This is a genomic window from Allobosea sp. UNC402CLCol (genome assembly GCF_000745475.1).
Classification (GTDB): Bacteria; Pseudomonadota; Alphaproteobacteria; order Rhizobiales; family Beijerinckiaceae; genus Allobosea; species Allobosea spartocytisi.
Window position 1 is genome coordinate 420,213 of sequence record NZ_JQJJ01000010.1, and the last position, 15,953, is coordinate 436,165.

16 protein-coding genes and 1 tRNA gene are annotated in these 15,953 nt (G+C 67.4%); 10 read left to right on the forward strand and 7 right to left on the reverse strand.

The features are described 5' to 3' along the window. The first annotated feature begins 90 nt into the window (after positions 1-90). Both GY40_RS13925 and GY40_RS13930 read left to right on the forward strand, forming a co-directional pair. Entirely contained in the window at positions 91-1,260 is a 1,170-nt protein-coding gene (locus tag GY40_RS13925; RefSeq protein ID WP_038363177.1) for an acetyl-CoA acetyltransferase, read from the forward strand. A 94-nt stretch (positions 1,261-1,354) separates the two neighbouring features. Further along, positions 1,355-2,563 carry an MFS transporter gene (locus tag GY40_RS13930; RefSeq protein ID WP_038363179.1) on the forward strand — a complete coding sequence of 403 codons (1,209 nt, stop codon included), beginning with the start codon at positions 1,355-1,357 and terminating at the stop codon, positions 2,561-2,563. A 56-nt stretch (positions 2,564-2,619) separates the two neighbouring features. Here GY40_RS13930 and GY40_RS13935 read toward each other — a convergent pair whose 3' ends face one another. Further along, complete coding sequence (locus GY40_RS13935; RefSeq protein WP_038363181.1) at positions 2,620-2,892, reverse strand: BolA family protein; 273 nt, start codon at positions 2,890-2,892, stop codon at positions 2,620-2,622. 97 nt (positions 2,893-2,989) lie between these two features. Between GY40_RS13935 and GY40_RS13940 the strand changes: the two genes are divergently transcribed. Then, positions 2,990-3,607: a J domain-containing protein gene (locus GY40_RS13940; RefSeq protein WP_038363182.1), complete on the forward strand. Its 618-nt coding sequence runs from the start codon at positions 2,990-2,992 to the stop codon at positions 3,605-3,607. A 50-nt stretch (positions 3,608-3,657) separates the two neighbouring features. Further along, entirely contained in the window at positions 3,658-4,515 is an 858-nt protein-coding gene (locus GY40_RS13945; protein ID WP_038363183.1) for an urea carboxylase-associated family protein, read from the forward strand. Between the two features lie 6 nt (positions 4,516-4,521). Here GY40_RS13945 and GY40_RS13950 read toward each other — a convergent pair whose 3' ends face one another. The 5 genes from GY40_RS13950 to GY40_RS13970 form a co-directional block, all read right to left on the reverse strand. Beyond that, positions 4,522-6,513 carry a protein meaA gene (locus GY40_RS13950; RefSeq protein ID WP_038363184.1) on the reverse strand — a complete coding sequence of 664 codons (1,992 nt, stop codon included), beginning with the start codon at positions 6,511-6,513 and terminating at the stop codon, positions 4,522-4,524. 196 nt (positions 6,514-6,709) lie between these two features. Next, the gene (locus GY40_RS26585; RefSeq protein WP_051988001.1) at positions 6,710-7,633 is read right to left on the reverse strand and encodes a cell wall hydrolase; all 924 of its coding nucleotides are present in this window, start codon (positions 7,631-7,633) and stop codon (positions 6,710-6,712) included. A gap of 445 nt (positions 7,634-8,078) precedes the next feature. Further along, positions 8,079-8,552 (reverse strand): DUF1178 family protein, encoded by a 474-nt coding sequence (locus GY40_RS13960; RefSeq protein ID WP_038363185.1) that lies wholly within the window; start codon positions 8,550-8,552, stop codon positions 8,079-8,081. 121 nt (positions 8,553-8,673) lie between these two features. Next, positions 8,674-8,931 (reverse strand): glutaredoxin 3, encoded by a 258-nt coding sequence (gene grxC, locus GY40_RS13965; RefSeq protein WP_038363187.1) that lies wholly within the window; start codon positions 8,929-8,931, stop codon positions 8,674-8,676. A gap of 47 nt (positions 8,932-8,978) precedes the next feature. Beyond that, entirely contained in the window at positions 8,979-9,848 is an 870-nt protein-coding gene (locus GY40_RS13970; RefSeq protein WP_081925384.1) for a ComF family protein, read from the reverse strand. 107 nt (positions 9,849-9,955) lie between these two features. Here GY40_RS13970 and GY40_RS13975 point away from each other — a divergent pair, with 107 nt between their 5' ends. Together GY40_RS13975 and GY40_RS13980 are read left to right on the forward strand one after the other, a co-directional pair. Then, positions 9,956-11,065, forward strand: coding sequence for an alkene reductase (locus tag GY40_RS13975; protein ID WP_038363190.1), 1,110 nt, complete (start codon positions 9,956-9,958; stop codon positions 11,063-11,065). 181 nt (positions 11,066-11,246) lie between these two features. Next, positions 11,247-11,322 (forward strand) — tRNA-Glu (locus tag GY40_RS13980). 84 nt (positions 11,323-11,406) lie between these two features. On the opposite strand, the gene GY40_RS13985 is transcribed toward GY40_RS13980, so the two are convergent. Next, on the reverse strand, positions 11,407-12,339 hold the full coding sequence (locus GY40_RS13985; protein WP_038363193.1) for a LysR substrate-binding domain-containing protein: 933 nt from the start codon (positions 12,337-12,339) through the stop codon (positions 11,407-11,409). Between the two features lie 106 nt (positions 12,340-12,445). Here GY40_RS13985 and GY40_RS13990 point away from each other — a divergent pair, with 106 nt between their 5' ends. The 4 genes from GY40_RS13990 (at position 12,446) to GY40_RS14005 (ending at position 15,940) form a co-directional block, all read left to right on the forward strand. Next, a complete protein-coding gene (locus GY40_RS13990; protein WP_197062751.1) occupies positions 12,446-13,639 on the forward strand; it encodes a pyridoxal-phosphate dependent enzyme in 1,194 nt (397 codons plus the stop codon). Then, positions 13,636-14,478, forward strand: coding sequence for a transporter substrate-binding domain-containing protein (locus tag GY40_RS13995; protein ID WP_038363194.1), 843 nt, complete (start codon positions 13,636-13,638; stop codon positions 14,476-14,478). The genes GY40_RS13990 and GY40_RS13995 overlap by 4 nt, the downstream gene beginning before the upstream one ends. A gap of 72 nt (positions 14,479-14,550) precedes the next feature. Next, entirely contained in the window at positions 14,551-15,213 is a 663-nt protein-coding gene (locus tag GY40_RS14000) for an amino acid ABC transporter permease (protein ID WP_038363196.1), read from the forward strand. Between the two features lie 10 nt (positions 15,214-15,223). After that, positions 15,224-15,940 carry an amino acid ABC transporter permease gene (locus GY40_RS14005; protein WP_038363198.1) on the forward strand — a complete coding sequence of 239 codons (717 nt, stop codon included), beginning with the start codon at positions 15,224-15,226 and terminating at the stop codon, positions 15,938-15,940. Positions 15,941-15,953 lie beyond the last annotated feature (13 nt).

The following is a 15,953-nucleotide window of genomic DNA, read 5'->3' on the forward strand; positions in this document are numbered from 1 at the left end:
CGCGCACGCCGAGCATGCGCGGATACCGGCTTGCGGGATCGACAAGCGCTGCCAAGATAACGTGTAGCTGCACATTAAGGGAGATTCGCCATGAGCGCTGCGATCGTCGGCTGGGCCCATACGCCGTTCGGCAAGCAGGATGCCGAAACCGTCGAAAGCCTGATCGTGCGCGTCGCGACCGACGCGCTGATCGATGCCGGCATCACCGCTGACCAGGTCGACGAGATCGTGCTCGGCCATTACAACGCCGGCTTCTCGGCCCAGGACTTCACCGCCTCGCTGGTGCTGCAGGCCGATCCGGCGCTGCGCTTCAAGCCGACGACCCGCGTCGAGAATGCCTGCGCCACCGGCTCGGCCGCGGTCCATCAGGGCGTGCGGGCGATCAGGGCCAAGGATGCCAAGATCGTGCTCGTCGTCGGCGTCGAGCAGATGACCAAGACGCCCTCGGCCGAGATCGGCCAGAACCTGCTGAAGGCCTCCTACCTGCCGGAGGATGCCGGCACGCAGGGCGGTTTCGCCGGCGTCTTCGGAAAGATCGCCGCCGGCTATTTCCAGCGCCATGGCGACCAGTCCGACGCGCTCGCCATGATCGCGGCGAAGAACCACAAGAACGGCGTCGAGAACCCCTTCGCGCAGATGCGCAAGGATCTCGGCTACGCTTTCTGCCGCGAGGAGAGCGAGAAGAATCCTTATGTCGCCGGGCCGCTGAAGCGCACCGACTGCTCGCTGGTCTCGGACGGCGCCGCCGCGATCGTGCTGGCCGACGAGGAGACCGCCTTGCAGATGCGCCGCGCCGTCGGCTTCCGCGGCATGGCGCATGTCCAGGATTTCCTGCCGATGTCGAAGCGCGACATCCTGAAATTCGAGGGCGGCGCGCTCGCCTGGAAGAAGGCGCTGGCGGATGCGGGCGTAACGCTGGACGACCTCTCCTTCGTCGAGACGCATGACTGCTTCACCATCGCCGAATTGATCGAATACGAGGCGATGGGGCTGACCAAGGAAGGCGAGGGCGCCCGTGCGATCAAGGAGGGCTGGACGCAGAAGGACGGCAAGCTGCCGGTCAACGTCTCCGGCGGCCTGAAGGCTAAGGGCCATCCGATCGGCGCCACCGGCGTCTCGATGCATGTCCTCTCCGCCATGCAGCTCACCGGCGAGGCACCGGAGGGCATGCAGCTCGCCGAGCCGCGCCTCGGCGGCATCTTCAACATGGGCGGGGCGGCGGTGGCGAACTACGTCTCCGTGCTCGAACGCATCAGGTGACAGGGGCGCCTCGGGCGGGTGAGACCTCCCGGGGCGCGGACTTGCAGACAGGGCCTTTGCCGGAGCGCGGGCCGCCAAGCGAAAGCGACCCTTCGTGACGAGCTTCGTCGTCCTGCTGCTGGCCTATATCCTGAGCCAGTTCTTCCGCGCGTTCCTCGCGGTGATCTCGGGCGACCTGACGCGGGATCTGGGTCTCGACCAGGGCCAGCTCGGGAGCCTACAGGCGGCCTGGCTGATCGCGTTCGCGCTCACGCAGTTCCCGGTCGGCTATGCGCTCGACCGGATCGGCCCGCGGCGGACGCTGGCGGGATTTCTCCTGGTCGCCTTCGCCGGGACGGTGATCTTCGGCTTGTCGCGCGGCTATCTCTCCGCCCTGGCGGCGCTCGCGCTGATCGGCATCGGTTGCGCCCCCATCCTGATGTCCGGCTTCTACCTGGCTGCGCGCCTCTATTCGCCCCGGCATTTCGCGACGATGTCGTCCTTCCTGATCGGTTTCGGCTGCATCGGCGATCCGTTGAGCGGGGCGCCGCTCGCCTATTTCCTGGCGGCCTATGGCTGGCGCGCGACCGTCTTCGGCCTCTCCGGCATCGTGGCGCTGACGGCCCTGCTGGTGATGTTGCTGCTGAAGGATCCCCCGCCGCTTCCCGGCACGCCGCAACGGCATGTCTCGCTGCTGGACGGGATCAGGCAGATCGTGGTGAAGCGGCCGCTCTGGCTGATCCTCCCCTTCACCTTCGTGAGCTACGGTGTCACGATCTCCATCCGTGGCCTGTGGATCGCGCCCTATCTCCAGAGGGTGCACGGCTTCGATCTCGCTGCCACGAGCTATGCGGCGATGGCCATGGGAGGCGTCATCGCGGCGGGCGCGCTGCTGGTGCTGCCGCTCTATCGCCGGATCGGGGCCAAGCCTACGGTCATCGCCTGCGCGGTGACCGTCGCCCTGGCCTGCTTCGCGCTGGCGCTGTGGGGCGAGGCATCATCCCGCCTTGCCGTCGGCCTGCTTCTCGTCATCGGGCTGTTCGGCGTCACCTATGCCGTGGTGATGGCGCATGCGCGCGCCTTCATGTCGCCTCAGGAGATCGGCCGCGGCGTGACCTTCATGAATTTCGTCTTCATGGGCGGAGCCGGCGTGATGCAATGGGTGTCGGGGCGCCTGGTGAACGCGCTCGACAGGCAGGGCTATGAACCGCAGGCGACCTTCGGCTGGCTTTTCGTCTTCATGGGTGTCGCCCTCGCCGTGGCGCTTGCCCTCTACATGGCATCGCCAGCCGAATCGAAGGCGGCCGCCCCCGCGGGGACGTAACCCAGCTCAATATCCCGGTCCTTAAAACGGAGCACCCTTGAATCGGCTTTTGGCGCTCAGCCCTCGCCGGGCGCCTTCGCCGCGATGGCGAGCGCGTGGACACGGTCCGCCAGCTCCTCCGACAGCGCCGCGTTGACGAGGCGATGACGCTCGAGCCGGCTCTTGCCGATGAAGGCTTCCGACACGATATTCACCCGGAAATGAGTTTCCCCGCCCTCGCGCCAGCCGCCATGGCCGTGATGCTGGTGCGATTCATCGATCACCTGCAGGCTCTGTGGCGCGAAGGCCGCATCGAGCTTGTGAGTGATCCTTTCAGCTATCGTGGTCATGATCGCGCCACCGTTGCGATGATCTCCTGAGGGTTCGGCGCGTGCATGTTGCGTCGCACTTGCCGGCCCGCCTTCCGCGTTTCATAACCATTCGACGATGAACATCAACTCGCGCCTTTTCGATCGTATCAGGATCGGCCCTTCCGAGGCGGAAGCGGTCGTCGATGGCGATGTGCCGCGCTGCGACCATCCCGGCTGCGCGCGGACCGGCGAGTTCCGCGCGCCCAAGGGGCGCGGGCGCGAGGGCCAGTTCTTCCGCTTCTGCATGGAGCATGTGAAGGAATACAACGCCTCCTACAACTACTTCTCCGGCATGGACGACGCCGCGCTCGCCGCCTACCAGAAGCAGGAGGAGATCGGCCACCGGCCGACCTGGAAGCTCGGCGTGAACTCCAAGGCCGCGCGCATGGCCCAGAAGGGGCGCGTCGCGAATGGCCAGGCGGGGCCCGATACGAGCGACGCCTTCAACCTGTTCGGCGCCCGCCGGGCGCAGCATGCGGCGCGGCAGGAGCCGCGCGTCGGCGTGGTGGCGATGAAGGCGCTGGAGACGCTCGGTCTCGACGACAGCGCCGATTCCGCCGCGATCAAGGCGCGCTACAAGGAGCTGGTGAAGCGCTTCCATCCGGACGCCAATGGCGGCGACCGCTCGCGCGAAGGCACGCTCCAGGACATCCTCAAGGCCTATCAGCAGCTCAAGAGCGTCGGTATGGTCTGAGTGGCCGGGCCGGCTTCGCCCGGCGGGCGAAGCGAAGGGCCGGAGGCGAGATGACGACGGATATGGTGCAGGCGCCGCCCGATGCGGCGCAGCGGCGGGCGAAGCCGCCGGTCGTGGTCTATCCGAACGGCACCCTGCCGCCGCCCGATATGGCGATGCTGGCTGCGGCGCGCGCGCGGCTCAGCAAGATCGACGAGATCATCGTGCCGCCGCGCGAGGGCGGCAGCTTCCGCGTGCCGAAGGGACATTTTTTCCGGATCGTCAGCATCGAGGGGCCGCAGGTCGGCGACCTCAATCTCTGGAACGCGGACGACCTGTCGGAGCGCTTCTTCAGCGGCAAGACGCGGGCGCTGCATGCGACGCATCTGTCGACCGGAGACCGGCTGTGGAGTTCGCTGCCCTATCTGCGCCCGATGGCGACGATCAGCCACGACACGCTCGGCTGGTATGGCTGGGACCAGGACGGCGCTGGCATCCACGACGTCATCGGCACGCGCTGCGACCCCTATACGCATCGCCTGCTCGGCGGGGACGACTACCATCATTGCTGCCACTCCAACCTGTCGCGGGCGCTGGGCGCGGCGACCGGCAAGCCGGCGCGCGAGGTCGAGGGCCATGTCCATGACGTGCTCAACGTCTTCATGTGCACGGGCTTCACCCGCGATACGCATCAGTATTTCATGAAGGCGAGCCCGGTGCGGCCCGGCGATTTCATCGAGTTCTTCGCCGAGATCGATCTGCTCGGGGCGCTGTCCGCCTGCCCCGGCGGCGATTGCGGCGCGACGCATTCGAGCGATGCGGCGGCCTGTCATCCGCTCAAGGTCGAGATTTTCGCGACGGAGCCGGAATTGCTGAAGGGGTGGACGCCGCCGGAGCGGAATCCGTATGGGCGGGGGCACGGGGAGTAGGCCCCCCTAACCCTTTCCCTTCGCCGTCAGCCCCGCGACATCGGCGATGATGCCGTCGAGCGCGAAATCCTTCGGGGTGTAGACCCGCACCACGCCCATGTTGCGCAGCGCGTTCTCGTCGTCGGGCGGGATGATGCCGCCGACCACGACCGGGACGTCCATGCCGGCGACGCGCAGGCGGGCGGTGACGTCGCGCACCAGCGGCAGATGCGAGCCGGAGAGGATGGAGAGGCCGATGATGTCGGCCTCCGTCTCCCGCGCCTGGGTGACGATCTCCTCCGGCGTCTGGCGGATGCCGCCATAGCTGACATTCATGCCGGCATCGCGGGCGCGCACCGCGATCTGCTCGGCGCCGTTGGAGTGCCCGTCGAGGCCGGGCTTGCCGACGAGGAAGCGTGGCGGACGGCCGAGCCGCTCGGTCGCCTTCTCGACGGCGGCCCGGGCGGTGGCGAGCCCCGTCGCGTCGCCAAGCTTCGTCGTGTCGACGCCGGTGGGGGCGCGGTATTCGCCGAAGATCTCGCGCAGGGTCTGCGCCCATTCGCCGGTGGTGACGCCGGCCTTGGCGCAGGCGATCGAGGCCGGCATGACGTTGCGGCCCTCCCGCGCGCTCGCGGCAAGCTCGGCCAGCGCTGCCTCGGCCGCTTTCGCGTCGCGGGCGGAGCGCCAGGCCTTGAGCCGTGCGATGGCCTCGATCTCGACCGAATCCGGCACGGTGACGACAGAGCCGTCGCCGGCCGAGAGCGGGGAGGGCTCGCTATTGGTGAATTTGTTGACGCCGACGACGACCTGCTCGCCGCGCTCGATCGCCTCGATGCGGCGCGCGCCGTTCTCGACCAGCGCCTGCTTCATGTAGCCGCTTTCGACGGCGGCGAGCGCGCCGCCCATGTCGTCGATCCGGGCGAGCTCCTCCAGCGCGGCCGCCTTGAGCTCGTGGACCTTGGCGTCGACCACGGTCGAGCCGTCGAAGATGTCGCCGAATTCGAGCAGGTCGGTCTCATAGGCCAGGACCTGCTGCATCCTGAGCGACCATTGCTGGTCGAAGGGGCGGGGAAGGCCGAGCGCCTCGTTCCAGGCGGGGAGTTGCACAGCCCGCGCGCGGGCCTTCTTCGAGAGCGTGACCGCCAGCATCTCGATCAGGATGCGGTAAACGTTGTTCTCGGCCTGCTGCTCGGTGAGCCCGAGTGAGTTAACCTGCACGCCGTAGCGAAAGCGCCTGCTCTGCTCTTCAGCAACGCCATACCTGCCTAATGTGATCTCGTCCCAGAGCTCGGCGAAAGCCCGCATCTTGCACAGCTCGGTGACGAAGCGCATGCCGGCATTCACGAAGAAGGAGATGCGCCCGACGACGCCGGGGAAGTCGGCCGCGCTCACCTCCGGCCGGGCGCGGATCGAATCAAGCAGGGCGATGGCCGTCGCCAGCGCGAAGGAGAGTTCCTGCACCGGCGAGGCGCCGGCCTCCTGCAGATGGTAGGAGCAGACATTGGTCGGGTTCCATTTCGGCAATTCGCTTGCCGTGAAGACGACGATGTCGGTGGTGAGCTGCATCGAGGGGCGCGGCGGGAAGACATAGGTGCCGCGCGACAGGTATTCCTTGACGAGGTCGTTCTGCGTGGTGCCCTGCAGGAGCCTGCGGTCGGCGCCTTGCTCGTCGGCGACGGCGATGTAGAGCGAGAGCAGCCAGGCCGCCGTCGCGTTGATCGTCATCGAGGTGTTCATCTGCGCCAGCGGAATCTGGTCGAACAGGGTCCGCATGTCGCCAAGATGGCTCACGGGCACGCCGACCTTGCCGACCTCACCGCGCGCCAGCACATGGTCGGGGTCGTAGCCGGTCTGTGTCGGCAGGTCGAAGGCGACGGAGAGGCCCGTCTGGCCCTTGGCGAGGTTGTTGCGATAGAGCTTGTTGGATTCAGCCGCGTCGGAATGGCCCGCATAGGTGCGGAAGATCCAGGGCTTGTCGCGCTGCGCCGCCTGCAGGCCGCCTCGGTCGATCGCGGTCATGACGTTTCCCCGGTCTTGCAGAGCAATCTCAATGTTGCACTGCGGCGAAGATAACGCCAGAGCCGCGCCGATGTCCCCTTCGACGTTAGGTGGACGGGATCAATGCCTGGGGCAGTCCATGTTCATCCCTCGGGACGCGCTTCCGCGAAGCCGTCCTCAAGATGCGGGATGCCGAGATTTGCCCGATCCGGATCGGTTATTCCGAAACGATCGTGCCCCGCATCGGGGAAGGCGGCGGCAGAAGCGCTGCCAGGCGGCGATCGGTCTTGGGAGGGGCGATGAAGGCGTGGGCGGTCTTCTTCGGCAGGTCGAGATCGAGCGGCCGGTCCGGCGGCATCGGCGCGTTCCGGACGAGCCTGACCGCGGCGGAATCGAAGGCGGGGTTCGTCGGCGCGGAAGGCTGCGGCGCGAAGGCGAGCGGCGCGGATGCGAAGGATGCAGAGGAGGTCGAAGCGGCGGAGGAGGCCGTCGCGAGCGGCGCGGCTGCCGGCTCGGATACCGCCGCGAGCTGGTAGTTCGGCTCCTCGTAGATGCGGCGACGCTCGGGCCGTTCGCCCTTCAGGTAGAATGCATTGCCGCCGGCCACCGTGACATAGTGCATGTTGGTGTAGGAGAAGCGCAGCCCGGCCGTGTGGAAATGCTTGGCCGATCCGACCGCCGCGTTACGGCGCCCGTCGAGGATATCGTCCGCGATGGCCTCGATCTTCGGCAGCGTCTTTTCCGTCATCGGGCGCGTCAGGACGCCGGAGGCGAACTGGCGGGGTGCGCCGACCACGCCGCAGATCGTCTCGGGATAGCGCGCCGATTCGACCCGGTTCATCACCACCGTGCCGACGCCGAGCAGGCCCGCCTCGCTCGAGCGGTTCGACTCGAAATACATCGCCCGGACGAGGCATTCCTTTTCGCGGGGATCGGCCTTGGCGAGGGCGACGGCGCGCTTGCGCGCCTGGCTCGGTTCCTTCGCCGCCGGCGCGGCGGTCGAGGCCGTCTCGACAGGCGACAGGCTACAGGCGCCGAGGACCGGAGCAGCCAGCGAAATCAGAAGCGGGATCGCTTTGCGGCCATGTCGGCGTACGCCGCCGGAACGAAGACCAAGTGCAGCGATCGCGGTCCGCTTCATGCGGCAACCTCCTGAATTCGGGACCGTGGGTTGCCGGGAAGGCGACCGGGATCTCCGGCAAGGAAACCTGAATTCCTTAACAGAAAGTTAATCCGGGAAGGAAGGGGTGGTGCGTGCGAGGGCGGCTGAGGTGACTGGAAGGCGCCGAGGCAGCCTCAGCTAACGCCCTCTTTCGCAACGGAAAACCCGGACGCTCCGAACCGTGAATTTTTATCTGCGGAGGGCCTGCAGACGCCTTAAGGAAGCGGTGCCGTGCCGGCAGGAAGGAAGCGGAGAGCCGGGATTCAGCTCGTAACTTTGCCGACTCGCGCACCGGCATGGCGCCCCGGATCAAGCCCGCGACGACGGCGCGGTTCCTCTGAACCTCAGCGGCCACGGGATGCTTCTGTTCGAACCCGGAACTCCCGGGCGACGGTTTTCGCAACCCGATCGGCGCGAGGACGCTTCAGTTCCCCGAGCCCGGCAGGCGCGGCAGCGGCAGGAATTCGACGCCTTCCTCATGCAGCATCCGGGCATCGTCCGGCGTCGCCTCGCCATAGATGGCGCGCTCTTCCGTCTCGCCGTGATGGATCTTCAGCGCTTCCTCGGCGAAGCGCTCGCCGACATGCTCGGCGCTCTCGCGGACATGGCGGTGCAGCGCCGTGACCATCTCGCGAAAGGCCTTCTCCTTCTCGCTCATCAGCGCGACAGGAGCGGGGGCTGGCGCAGGTGCGGAAGGCGCGGCCGCGGGCGCGGGCGCCTTAGGGCCGAGATCGGTGCGGGCGACGTTCGGCGCCATGATGGCGCGCTCGACCTTGGCGCTGTTGCAGACCGGGCAGGTGACGAGCCCGCGCTTCGCCTGGTCCTCGAAGCCTGCGGAGGTCGAGAACCAGCTTTCGAAGGCGTGGGCGTTGTCGCAGATCAGGGCGTAACGGATCATGGCGTTTCAGCAAGGCGACCAATTGCGCCTGTCGGGCAGATGGGTGTTCGGGAGCCTGTCGGCAAGGCGGCGGGCGCGTGGCGGCCGGCCGCTCGCCTCCCGCGGTCATGTGCTGGGGCGGTCAGGCCGCCAGCAGTGGGTCGAGCTCGCCGCGCGCGTCGAGGGCGTGGAGGTCGTCCGAGCCGCCGACATGCCTCTCGCCGATGAAGATCTGTGGCACGGAGGTCCGCCCGCCGGCGCGCGCCGTCATCTGCTGGCGCAAGCCGGGCCCGCTCTCGACGTCGATCTCCTCGAAGGCCGCACCCTTCCGGGTCAGCAGGGACTTGGCGGCCGCGCAATAGGGGCACCAGGAGGTGGTGTAGATCGTGATCGGCGGCATGAAGGCGGCCTTGGTTAGCGTTGCGTCTTTCCTCATGTAGTGCGTCGTCATCCATCCGTCACGACCCGCGCGAAGGTCAGCACCTCGACCTGACGCGCACCGGCCCTGAGCAAGGCGCGCGCCGCGGCATTGACGGTCGCGCCCGTGGTCAGCACGTCGTCGATCAGCAGGATGCGCCGGCCCTCGATGTCCGGGCGCGCGCCGTCCGGCACCCGAAAGGCGCCCTGCAGATTATCGGCGCGCTGGGCGCGGGTGAGCCCGACCTGCTGGCGCGTGCGCTTGCGGCGGGCGAGCGCGGCCGGCGCATGGGGCAGGCCGGTCAGCCGCGCAACGACCTGCGCCAGCAGGGCCGCCTGGTTGAAACGGCGGCTCCAGAGCCGCGTCCGGTGCAGCGGCACGGGGAGGATCAGATCGGCCTCGGCGATCAACTCATGCCCAGCTTGCACCATCATCCGGCCGAGCGTTACGGCGAGTTCCGCCCGGTCGCCGTATTTCAGCCGGTGCACCAGTTCGCGCCCGACGCCGTCGAAGCGGCAGACGGCGCGGGCGCGGGCGAAGACCGGCGGATCGGCGATCGCCGCCGGCGACAGGAGCCCCCGGCCGAGATCGACGGCAAAGGGCGTGCCGAGACGCTCGCAATAAGGGCGCTCGATGAAGCCGATCTCGCCCCAGCAATGGGCGCAGAGCGCCTGCGCATCCCCGGTTGCGGCCCGGCAGGCAACGCAGACCGGCGGATAGATCAGGGCCAAGGCCCGCTTCAGCCCTGCATCCAGCGCAAGGCGGGCCGGCTTCAATGCCGGGAGGGAGAATATTATTTTTCTCGCCGGGGAGGCGGCAGAGGAATCCTCCTGAATGGCCGGCGCGCCTTCGGGAAATCCCTCTTCGTCGACGAGATCGGCCTGCCGCTGCCCTGTCATCCCGCGCTGCAACCTCTATCTTCTTCGCACTGCATGATGGCGGACGACCGCTCGGCGTCGTTGCGTGCCGGCCTACCATCGAGCCTCGCGTTCCGAAGGACAATCCCATGAGCTCATCCGTAGAAACCCTGCCGAAGCTGTTCACGCCTCTGACCATCGGCGACATCGCGCTGAGCAACCGCGTCGTGATGGCGCCGCTGACGCGCAACCGCGCCACGCATGGCAGCGACGCGCCGAATGCGCTGAACGTCGAATATTACCGCCAGCGCGCCAGCGCCGGGCTGATCATCAGCGAAGGCACGCAGATCTCGCAGCAGGGCCAGGGCTATATCTGGACGCCGGGCATCTATAGCGAGGCGCAGGTCGAGGGCTGGAAGGCGGTGACGGAAGCCGTCCATGCCGAGGGCGGCAAGATCGTCGCCCAGATCTGGCATGTCGGCCGCGTCAGCCATGTCTCGCTGCAGCCCGGCAACAAGGCGCCGGTCGCGCCCTCGGCGGTTGCCGCCCGGACCAAGACCTATATCGAAAGCGGCTTCGCCGAGGTCTCGCAGCCGCGCGCTCTGCCTGCCGAGGAATTGCCCGGCATCGTCGCGGACTATGCCCGCGCGGCGGAGAATGCGCGCAAGGCCGGTTTCGACGGCATCGAGATCCACGGCGCCAATGGCTATCTGATCGACCAGTTCCTGAAGGACGGCACCAACCAGCGCACGGACGCCTATGGCGGATCCGTGGAGAACCGCGTCCGCTTCCCGCTCGAGGTCGTCGATGCGGTGACGAAGGCGATCGGCAAGGGGCGCGTCGGCATCCGCATCTCGCCGGTGAGCCCGGCCAACGGGATTTCCGACAGCGACCCGCAGGCGGTGTTCGGCCATTTTGTCGCCGAGCTCGGCGCGCGGGGGCTGGCTTTCCTGCATGTGGTCGAGGGCGCCACGGGCGGCCCGCGGGACATCGCGCCCTTCGATTACGATGCGCTGCGCAAGGCCTTCAAGGGCGCTTACATCGCCAACAACGGCTTCGACCGCGAGACGGCGATCGCGGCGGTGGAGAGCGGGCGGGCCGATGCGATCGCCTTCGGCAAGGCCTTCATCGCCAATCCCGACCTTGTCGAAAGACTGGAGCGCGATGCACCGCTCAACACGCCGCAAGCCGAGACCTTCTATGGCGGCGACGCGCGTGGTTACACCGACTATCCGGCGCTGACGGAGAAGGCGGCCTAAGCGCCTCGGCCGGCCTCTTTAGGCCTCTCGCCACATGCGCGACGCGATCCCGCTCTTCATCGGCGGGAGCGCGTCCGCTTCGGAAGCCCCGGCGGGAGGCGGCAAAACTTTTGCCGTCTCCCGTGAAAAAGGAGTTGCGGCGGCGCAACGCTCCGACTACATAGCGCCCTCGACCGGCGCTGCTCCCTTCGTCTAGCGGTCTAGGACGTCGCCCTCTCACGGCGAAAACAGGGGTTCGAGTCCCCTAGGGAGCGCCAATCAAATCGACGGCTTAAGTGCAGTCGGTCCTTGTCGTCGTTTATCCATCCATTGAGCACGCGGTAGACGCGGCGCGGGCGGCATCATACCGGCCCTTGCGGAGCCGGTCCCCCGTGGCGCACCGATGTTGTTTCGTATCCGGCGAGCTCTTCGCGCACGACGGCCAGAAAACCATCGACGAGGGGGTCGGCGCGGTGGTGGCTCGGGAACATGGCGTGGCCGTGGAACATCACCTCCGGCTTGAAAGGCCGGAAGACGATGCCGCTGCGCCGGTAGTCGTCGGCGGCGATCGGATTGACGATGCCGATGCCGAGCCCTTGTTCGACGAGCGCGCAGATGGCTGCGCTGAACGGCGTTTCCAGCGCGAGATGGCGGCGCACGCCCGCATCCTGGAAGATGCGGTCGACACGGGCTCGCGCGCCATCCTCGAGCGAAAGCGAGATGAAGGCCTCGCCTTCGAGATCCTTGGGCGTGATGCGGTCACGTTTCGCAAGGCGGTGTCCCGGCGGAAGGGCGCAGACGCCGGGGATCATGTAGAGCGGGCGATGTTCGACGCGCGGAATGTCGATCACGTTCGCGATGAAGCCGATGTCGCAATAGGATGACGACATCCAGCGCGTGACCGTGCCGTCATGGCCCATCTGCAGTGAGATGCTGACTTGCGGAAAGCGCTCCTTGAAGCGCCGGATGCAGCGGGGAATGAAGCCCAGCGCCATCACCGGCATCGCCGCGATGCGCAGGCGCCCCGTCCCGAAGATGCGGATGTCGCGCGCGGCGTAGGAGAGGGTCTCCAGCCCGATATAGCTGCGTTCGACCTCGCGATAGAAGGCCAGCCCCTCCTGCGTCGGCCGAATCCGCCCCGCTTTCCGCTCGAACAGCTTGAGGTCGATCTCGGCCTCCAGCTCGGCGATCAGCCGGCTGATGCTGGGCTGGGAGGTTCGCAGCTCCTGCGCCGCCGCCGTCATCGAGCCGCGCAAGATGATGGTCCGGAACGCGTCCACCTGTCGGAGATTCATCGGCAAGCTCATATCACTGGTGAATAGAAGAGCCAAAAACTGAGATTTGACCAGATAGATGGCCAAGACAATACTTTTGGCCATGTCAACGCGTCCGAGCATCGCCGTGACGTCCCGCCTCACCGGCATGGCCTGCCTGCGCTGCGCCGAGCCCTGGCCGGTCGCGGAGTATGAGGCGGGTTGCCCGCGCTGCGCCGCCGAGGGACATGCGTCCAATCTGCGGCTGACCTATTCGCCCGGCGGGCGCGGCGCCTCGCTGCCCTATCCCGAGGCCCTCTCCCTGGGTGAAGGCGGCACGCCACTGGTCGAGCTGCCTGAGCTGGCGAGCGAGCTGAAGCTCGGCAAGCTGTCCGCCAAGCTCGAATGGTGCAACCCGACGGGCTCGCACAAGGACCGGATGAGCGCGCAGCTGATCGCGCGGGCTCTCGATCGCGGCGCCGCACGCGTCGTGGCGGCGTCGAGTGGCAATGGCGGCCTCTCGGTGGCGGCCTACGCCGCCCGTGCCGGGCTCTCCGCGGAGATCGCGACCACCGAAGCGCTGCCGCGGGTCTATCGCCGGGCGATCACCGCATATGGTGCGACGCTGGTGGGCTTTGCCGACAGCATGGCCCGCTGGAAGCATCTCGCGAAGCGCGTCGGCGAGGGAGCCTTCGCGGCGACGAACTACAAGGTGCCGGCCATCGGCACCAACCCCTTCGGTATCGAAGGCTACAAGACGATCGCGGCCGAGCTGGCAGCGGGGACGATGCCCGATCTCGTCGTTATGCCCTGTTCGCGCGGGGATCTTCTGTCCGGCATCCGCCTCGGCTTCGAGGAGATCGGCGCGGGTGTGCCGATGCTGGTCGCGGCCGAGCCCTTCGCGCGGCTGGAGCGGGTGCTCGCCGGCGCCGATTACCGCGAGCCGTTTGCCGGCGACACCGCCCAGGCTTCGATCGCCGGCAGCACGGTGACATGGCAGGCGGTCGAGGCGCTGCGTGCCAGCACCGGCCGCGCTGTTCCGGTCGATGATGGGGCAGCGCGGGCGGCGCAAAGCCGCCTCGCGGCCTGCGGGCTCCATGCCGAGCTGTCCGCTGCCTCCGCATTGGCTGCGCTGGCCATACTCGCCGCAGGCGGTGGGCTCGCGGGCCGCCACGCCGTGATCGTGCTCACCGGTTCGGGATCGCGCGATCCCGGCGACAGCGACATGGCCGCGAGGCCCCAGGATGAAGCTGCCCCGGAAGGGGCGCTCGCGCAGCCGGCAACGACCGGCGTTTCACCACAGAGAACCGATCCATCGGTCCAACAGAGGGAAAACGGATGACCACGCTCGTCTCGCGCCTATCGGCGCTCTCGGCTTTCGCCGCCACCGCCTTCACGCTCTCGCTCGGGGCCCAGGCCCAGAGTCTGCCTCCACTACCGGAAGCGATCAAATCCGCAGGCTTCCTCAAGGCCGGGGTGCGCTGCGACCAGCCGCCCTATGGCTACAAGGACGAAACCGGCAAGTTCGCCGGCGTCGAGACCGAGATGGCGATCCAGATCGCCGCCTGGGCCTTTGGCTCGCCGGACAAGATCGAGCTGACCTGCGTGACGGCCGAGAACCGCATCCCGCAGCTGGCCGGCAAGAAGGTCGACATCCTGATCGCCACGCTCGGCGTCACGCCCGAGCGCGCCCGCGTGATCGACTTCTCCAAGCCCTATCGCTGGGGCGGTTCGGACATGCTCGTCGCCAAGGACAGCCCGATCAAGAAGCTCGACGATGTCGCCGGCAAGACCGTGATCATGCTCAAGGGCTCGACGCAGGCGAAATGGTTCGAAGACAACATGCCCAAGCTCGAGGGCCTGAGGCTGAACACGGCATCCGATGCGCTGCAGGCGCTGAAACAGGGCCGCGGCGACGCCTATACGCATGATGCCGCCACGCTCGTGGTCATCGCGGCCAAGGATCCGAGCCTGCGGCTCGTCGGCGAGCCCTTCGCCGTCTCGGACGCCGCCGTCGGGGTGCGCAAGAACGAGCCGGAATGGCTCGCCTATGTCGATGCCGCGCTCGACCGCATGAAGGCCGAGGGCCTCTACGGCAAATGGGTCGACAAGTGGATCCCGGCCGATATCCGGCCCTTCTACGTCGACGCCTTCACCAAGCCGAAGCCCAACGCGCGCTGAGCGCAGGCAAGCGCCGGGAGCGGTTCGCGCTCCCGGCACCCCGGCAGCCTGGCAGCGAGAGGAGCGCGTGCCATGGAGTTCGACTTCGCCTATCTCACTGCGCAATGGCCGGCGCTGATGCGTGGCCTGTGGCTGACGGTGCAGGTCAGCGCTCTTTCGATCGTGCTCTCGATCCTGGTCGGCGTGTTCGGCGCGGCGGCGCGCGTGCTGCAGGTGCCGGTGCTCGACAAGCTCGTCATCGGCTATGTCGAGTTCATCCGCAACACGCCGCTGCTGGCCCAGCTCTTCTTCATCTTCTACGGCCTGCCGGGCCTGGGCCTCAGACTCTCGCTGTTCTGGTCGGGCGTGCTGTGCCTCACCATCTGGGCCGGCGCCTACCAGATCGAGAATATCCGCGGCGGGCTCGAGACGGTAGGCAAGGGCCTGCGGGAGGCCGCCTTCTCGCTGGGCCTGTCGCCCTGGCGCTATTTCCGCCTGGTAGCTGCGCCGATGGCGATTCGCGTCAGCCTGCCGTCGATGCTGAACACCTCGATCTCGCTCCTGAAGAACTCCTCCTATCTGCAGGCGATCGGCCTGGCCGAGCTGACCTATGTCGCGATCGACCGGATCTCGATGGATTTCCGCACCATCGAGATGTTCTCCGCGATCTGCGTGATCTACCTCCTGCTGGTCCTCGCCCTCTCATTCCTCGCGAGCCGGCTGGAATACCGGCTCAACGCGCCGTTCAGGCATTGAGGGGGCGCTGATGGAGCTGCTGATCCGCAATTTTCCCTTCATCCTGCAAGGCCTCGCCATGACGCTGGGCCTCGCGCTGGCGACGCTGTTCTTCGCGACGATCATCTCCTTCGTGCTCGGCACGCTGGCGACGCTGCGCTTCGGCTGGCTGCGCGTGCTGGTGAAGATCTATGTCGAGCTCTTCCGCGACATCCCGCTGATCGTGAACATCTTCTTCGTGTTCTTCGTCGCGCCGCTCTTCGGGCTGGAGCTGTCGCCCTTCGCGGCCGTGACGGTGGGGCTTTCGGTCTGGGGCAGCGCCAACGGCATCGAGATCGTCCGCGGCGGCTTCAATGCGGTGCCGAGGCATCAATGGCAGAGCGCCGCCGCGCTCGGGCTGAAGACCTGGGAAATCTATCTCTTCATCACCGGCCCGCAGGCCCTGCGCGCGATCCTGCCGCCCTTCGTCGGGCTCTTGACGCTGCTCGTGCAGGCGACGTCGCTCGGCGCGCTCGTCGGGGTCAACGAGTTCTTCAAGGTCGGGCAGATCATCGTCGAGCGCACGACGATGATGGAGGGCTGGAATCCGGCCTTCACCGTCTATGCCGCGGTCCTGCTCACCTATTTCGTCATCTGCTCGACGCTGACCTGGTTCGGCCGCTGGCTGGAGCGCCGGCTGAAGCGCGACCGCCCGCAAGCCCGTCCGGAGGCCATCGCCTCGGCCGCGCCGGCAGCGCAACTGCCCTGATCTTCGCAAACTC

What these genes read in the sequence shown, in the direction of transcription:
- GY40_RS14005 (WP_038363198.1), top strand. Translation starts at nt 15,224, where the DNA reads ATGGAGCTGCTGATCCGCAATTTTCCCTTCATCCTGCAAGGCCTCGCC.
- GY40_RS14000 (WP_038363196.1), top strand. Translation starts at nt 14,551, where the DNA reads ATGGAGTTCGACTTCGCCTATCTCACTGCGCAATGGCCGGCGCTGATG.
- GY40_RS13975 (WP_038363190.1), top strand. Translation starts at nt 9,956, where the DNA reads ATGAGCTCATCCGTAGAAACCCTGCCGAAGCTGTTCACGCCTCTGACC.
- GY40_RS26585 (WP_051988001.1), bottom strand. Translation starts at nt 7,633, where the DNA reads ATGAAGCGGACCGCGATCGCTGCACTTGGTCTTCGTTCCGGCGGCGTA.
- GY40_RS13950 (WP_038363184.1), bottom strand. Translation starts at nt 6,513, where the DNA reads ATGACCGCGATCGACCGAGGCGGCCTGCAGGCGGCGCAGCGCGACAAG.
- GY40_RS13960 (WP_038363185.1), bottom strand. Translation starts at nt 8,552, where the DNA reads ATGATCCGTTACGCCCTGATCTGCGACAACGCCCACGCCTTCGAAAGC.
- GY40_RS13970 (WP_081925384.1), bottom strand. Translation starts at nt 9,848, where the DNA reads ATGACAGGGCAGCGGCAGGCCGATCTCGTCGACGAAGAGGGATTTCCC.
- GY40_RS13935 (WP_038363181.1), bottom strand. Translation starts at nt 2,892, where the DNA reads ATGACCACGATAGCTGAAAGGATCACTCACAAGCTCGATGCGGCCTTC.
- GY40_RS13925 (WP_038363177.1), top strand. Translation starts at nt 91, where the DNA reads ATGAGCGCTGCGATCGTCGGCTGGGCCCATACGCCGTTCGGCAAGCAG.
- GY40_RS13940 (WP_038363182.1), top strand. Translation starts at nt 2,990, where the DNA reads ATGAACATCAACTCGCGCCTTTTCGATCGTATCAGGATCGGCCCTTCC.
- grxC (WP_038363187.1), bottom strand. Translation starts at nt 8,931, where the DNA reads ATGCCGCCGATCACGATCTACACCACCTCCTGGTGCCCCTATTGCGCG.
- GY40_RS13995 (WP_038363194.1), top strand. Translation starts at nt 13,636, where the DNA reads ATGACCACGCTCGTCTCGCGCCTATCGGCGCTCTCGGCTTTCGCCGCC.
- GY40_RS13985 (WP_038363193.1), bottom strand. Translation starts at nt 12,339, where the DNA reads ATGAATCTCCGACAGGTGGACGCGTTCCGGACCATCATCTTGCGCGGC.
- GY40_RS13945 (WP_038363183.1), top strand. Translation starts at nt 3,658, where the DNA reads ATGACGACGGATATGGTGCAGGCGCCGCCCGATGCGGCGCAGCGGCGG.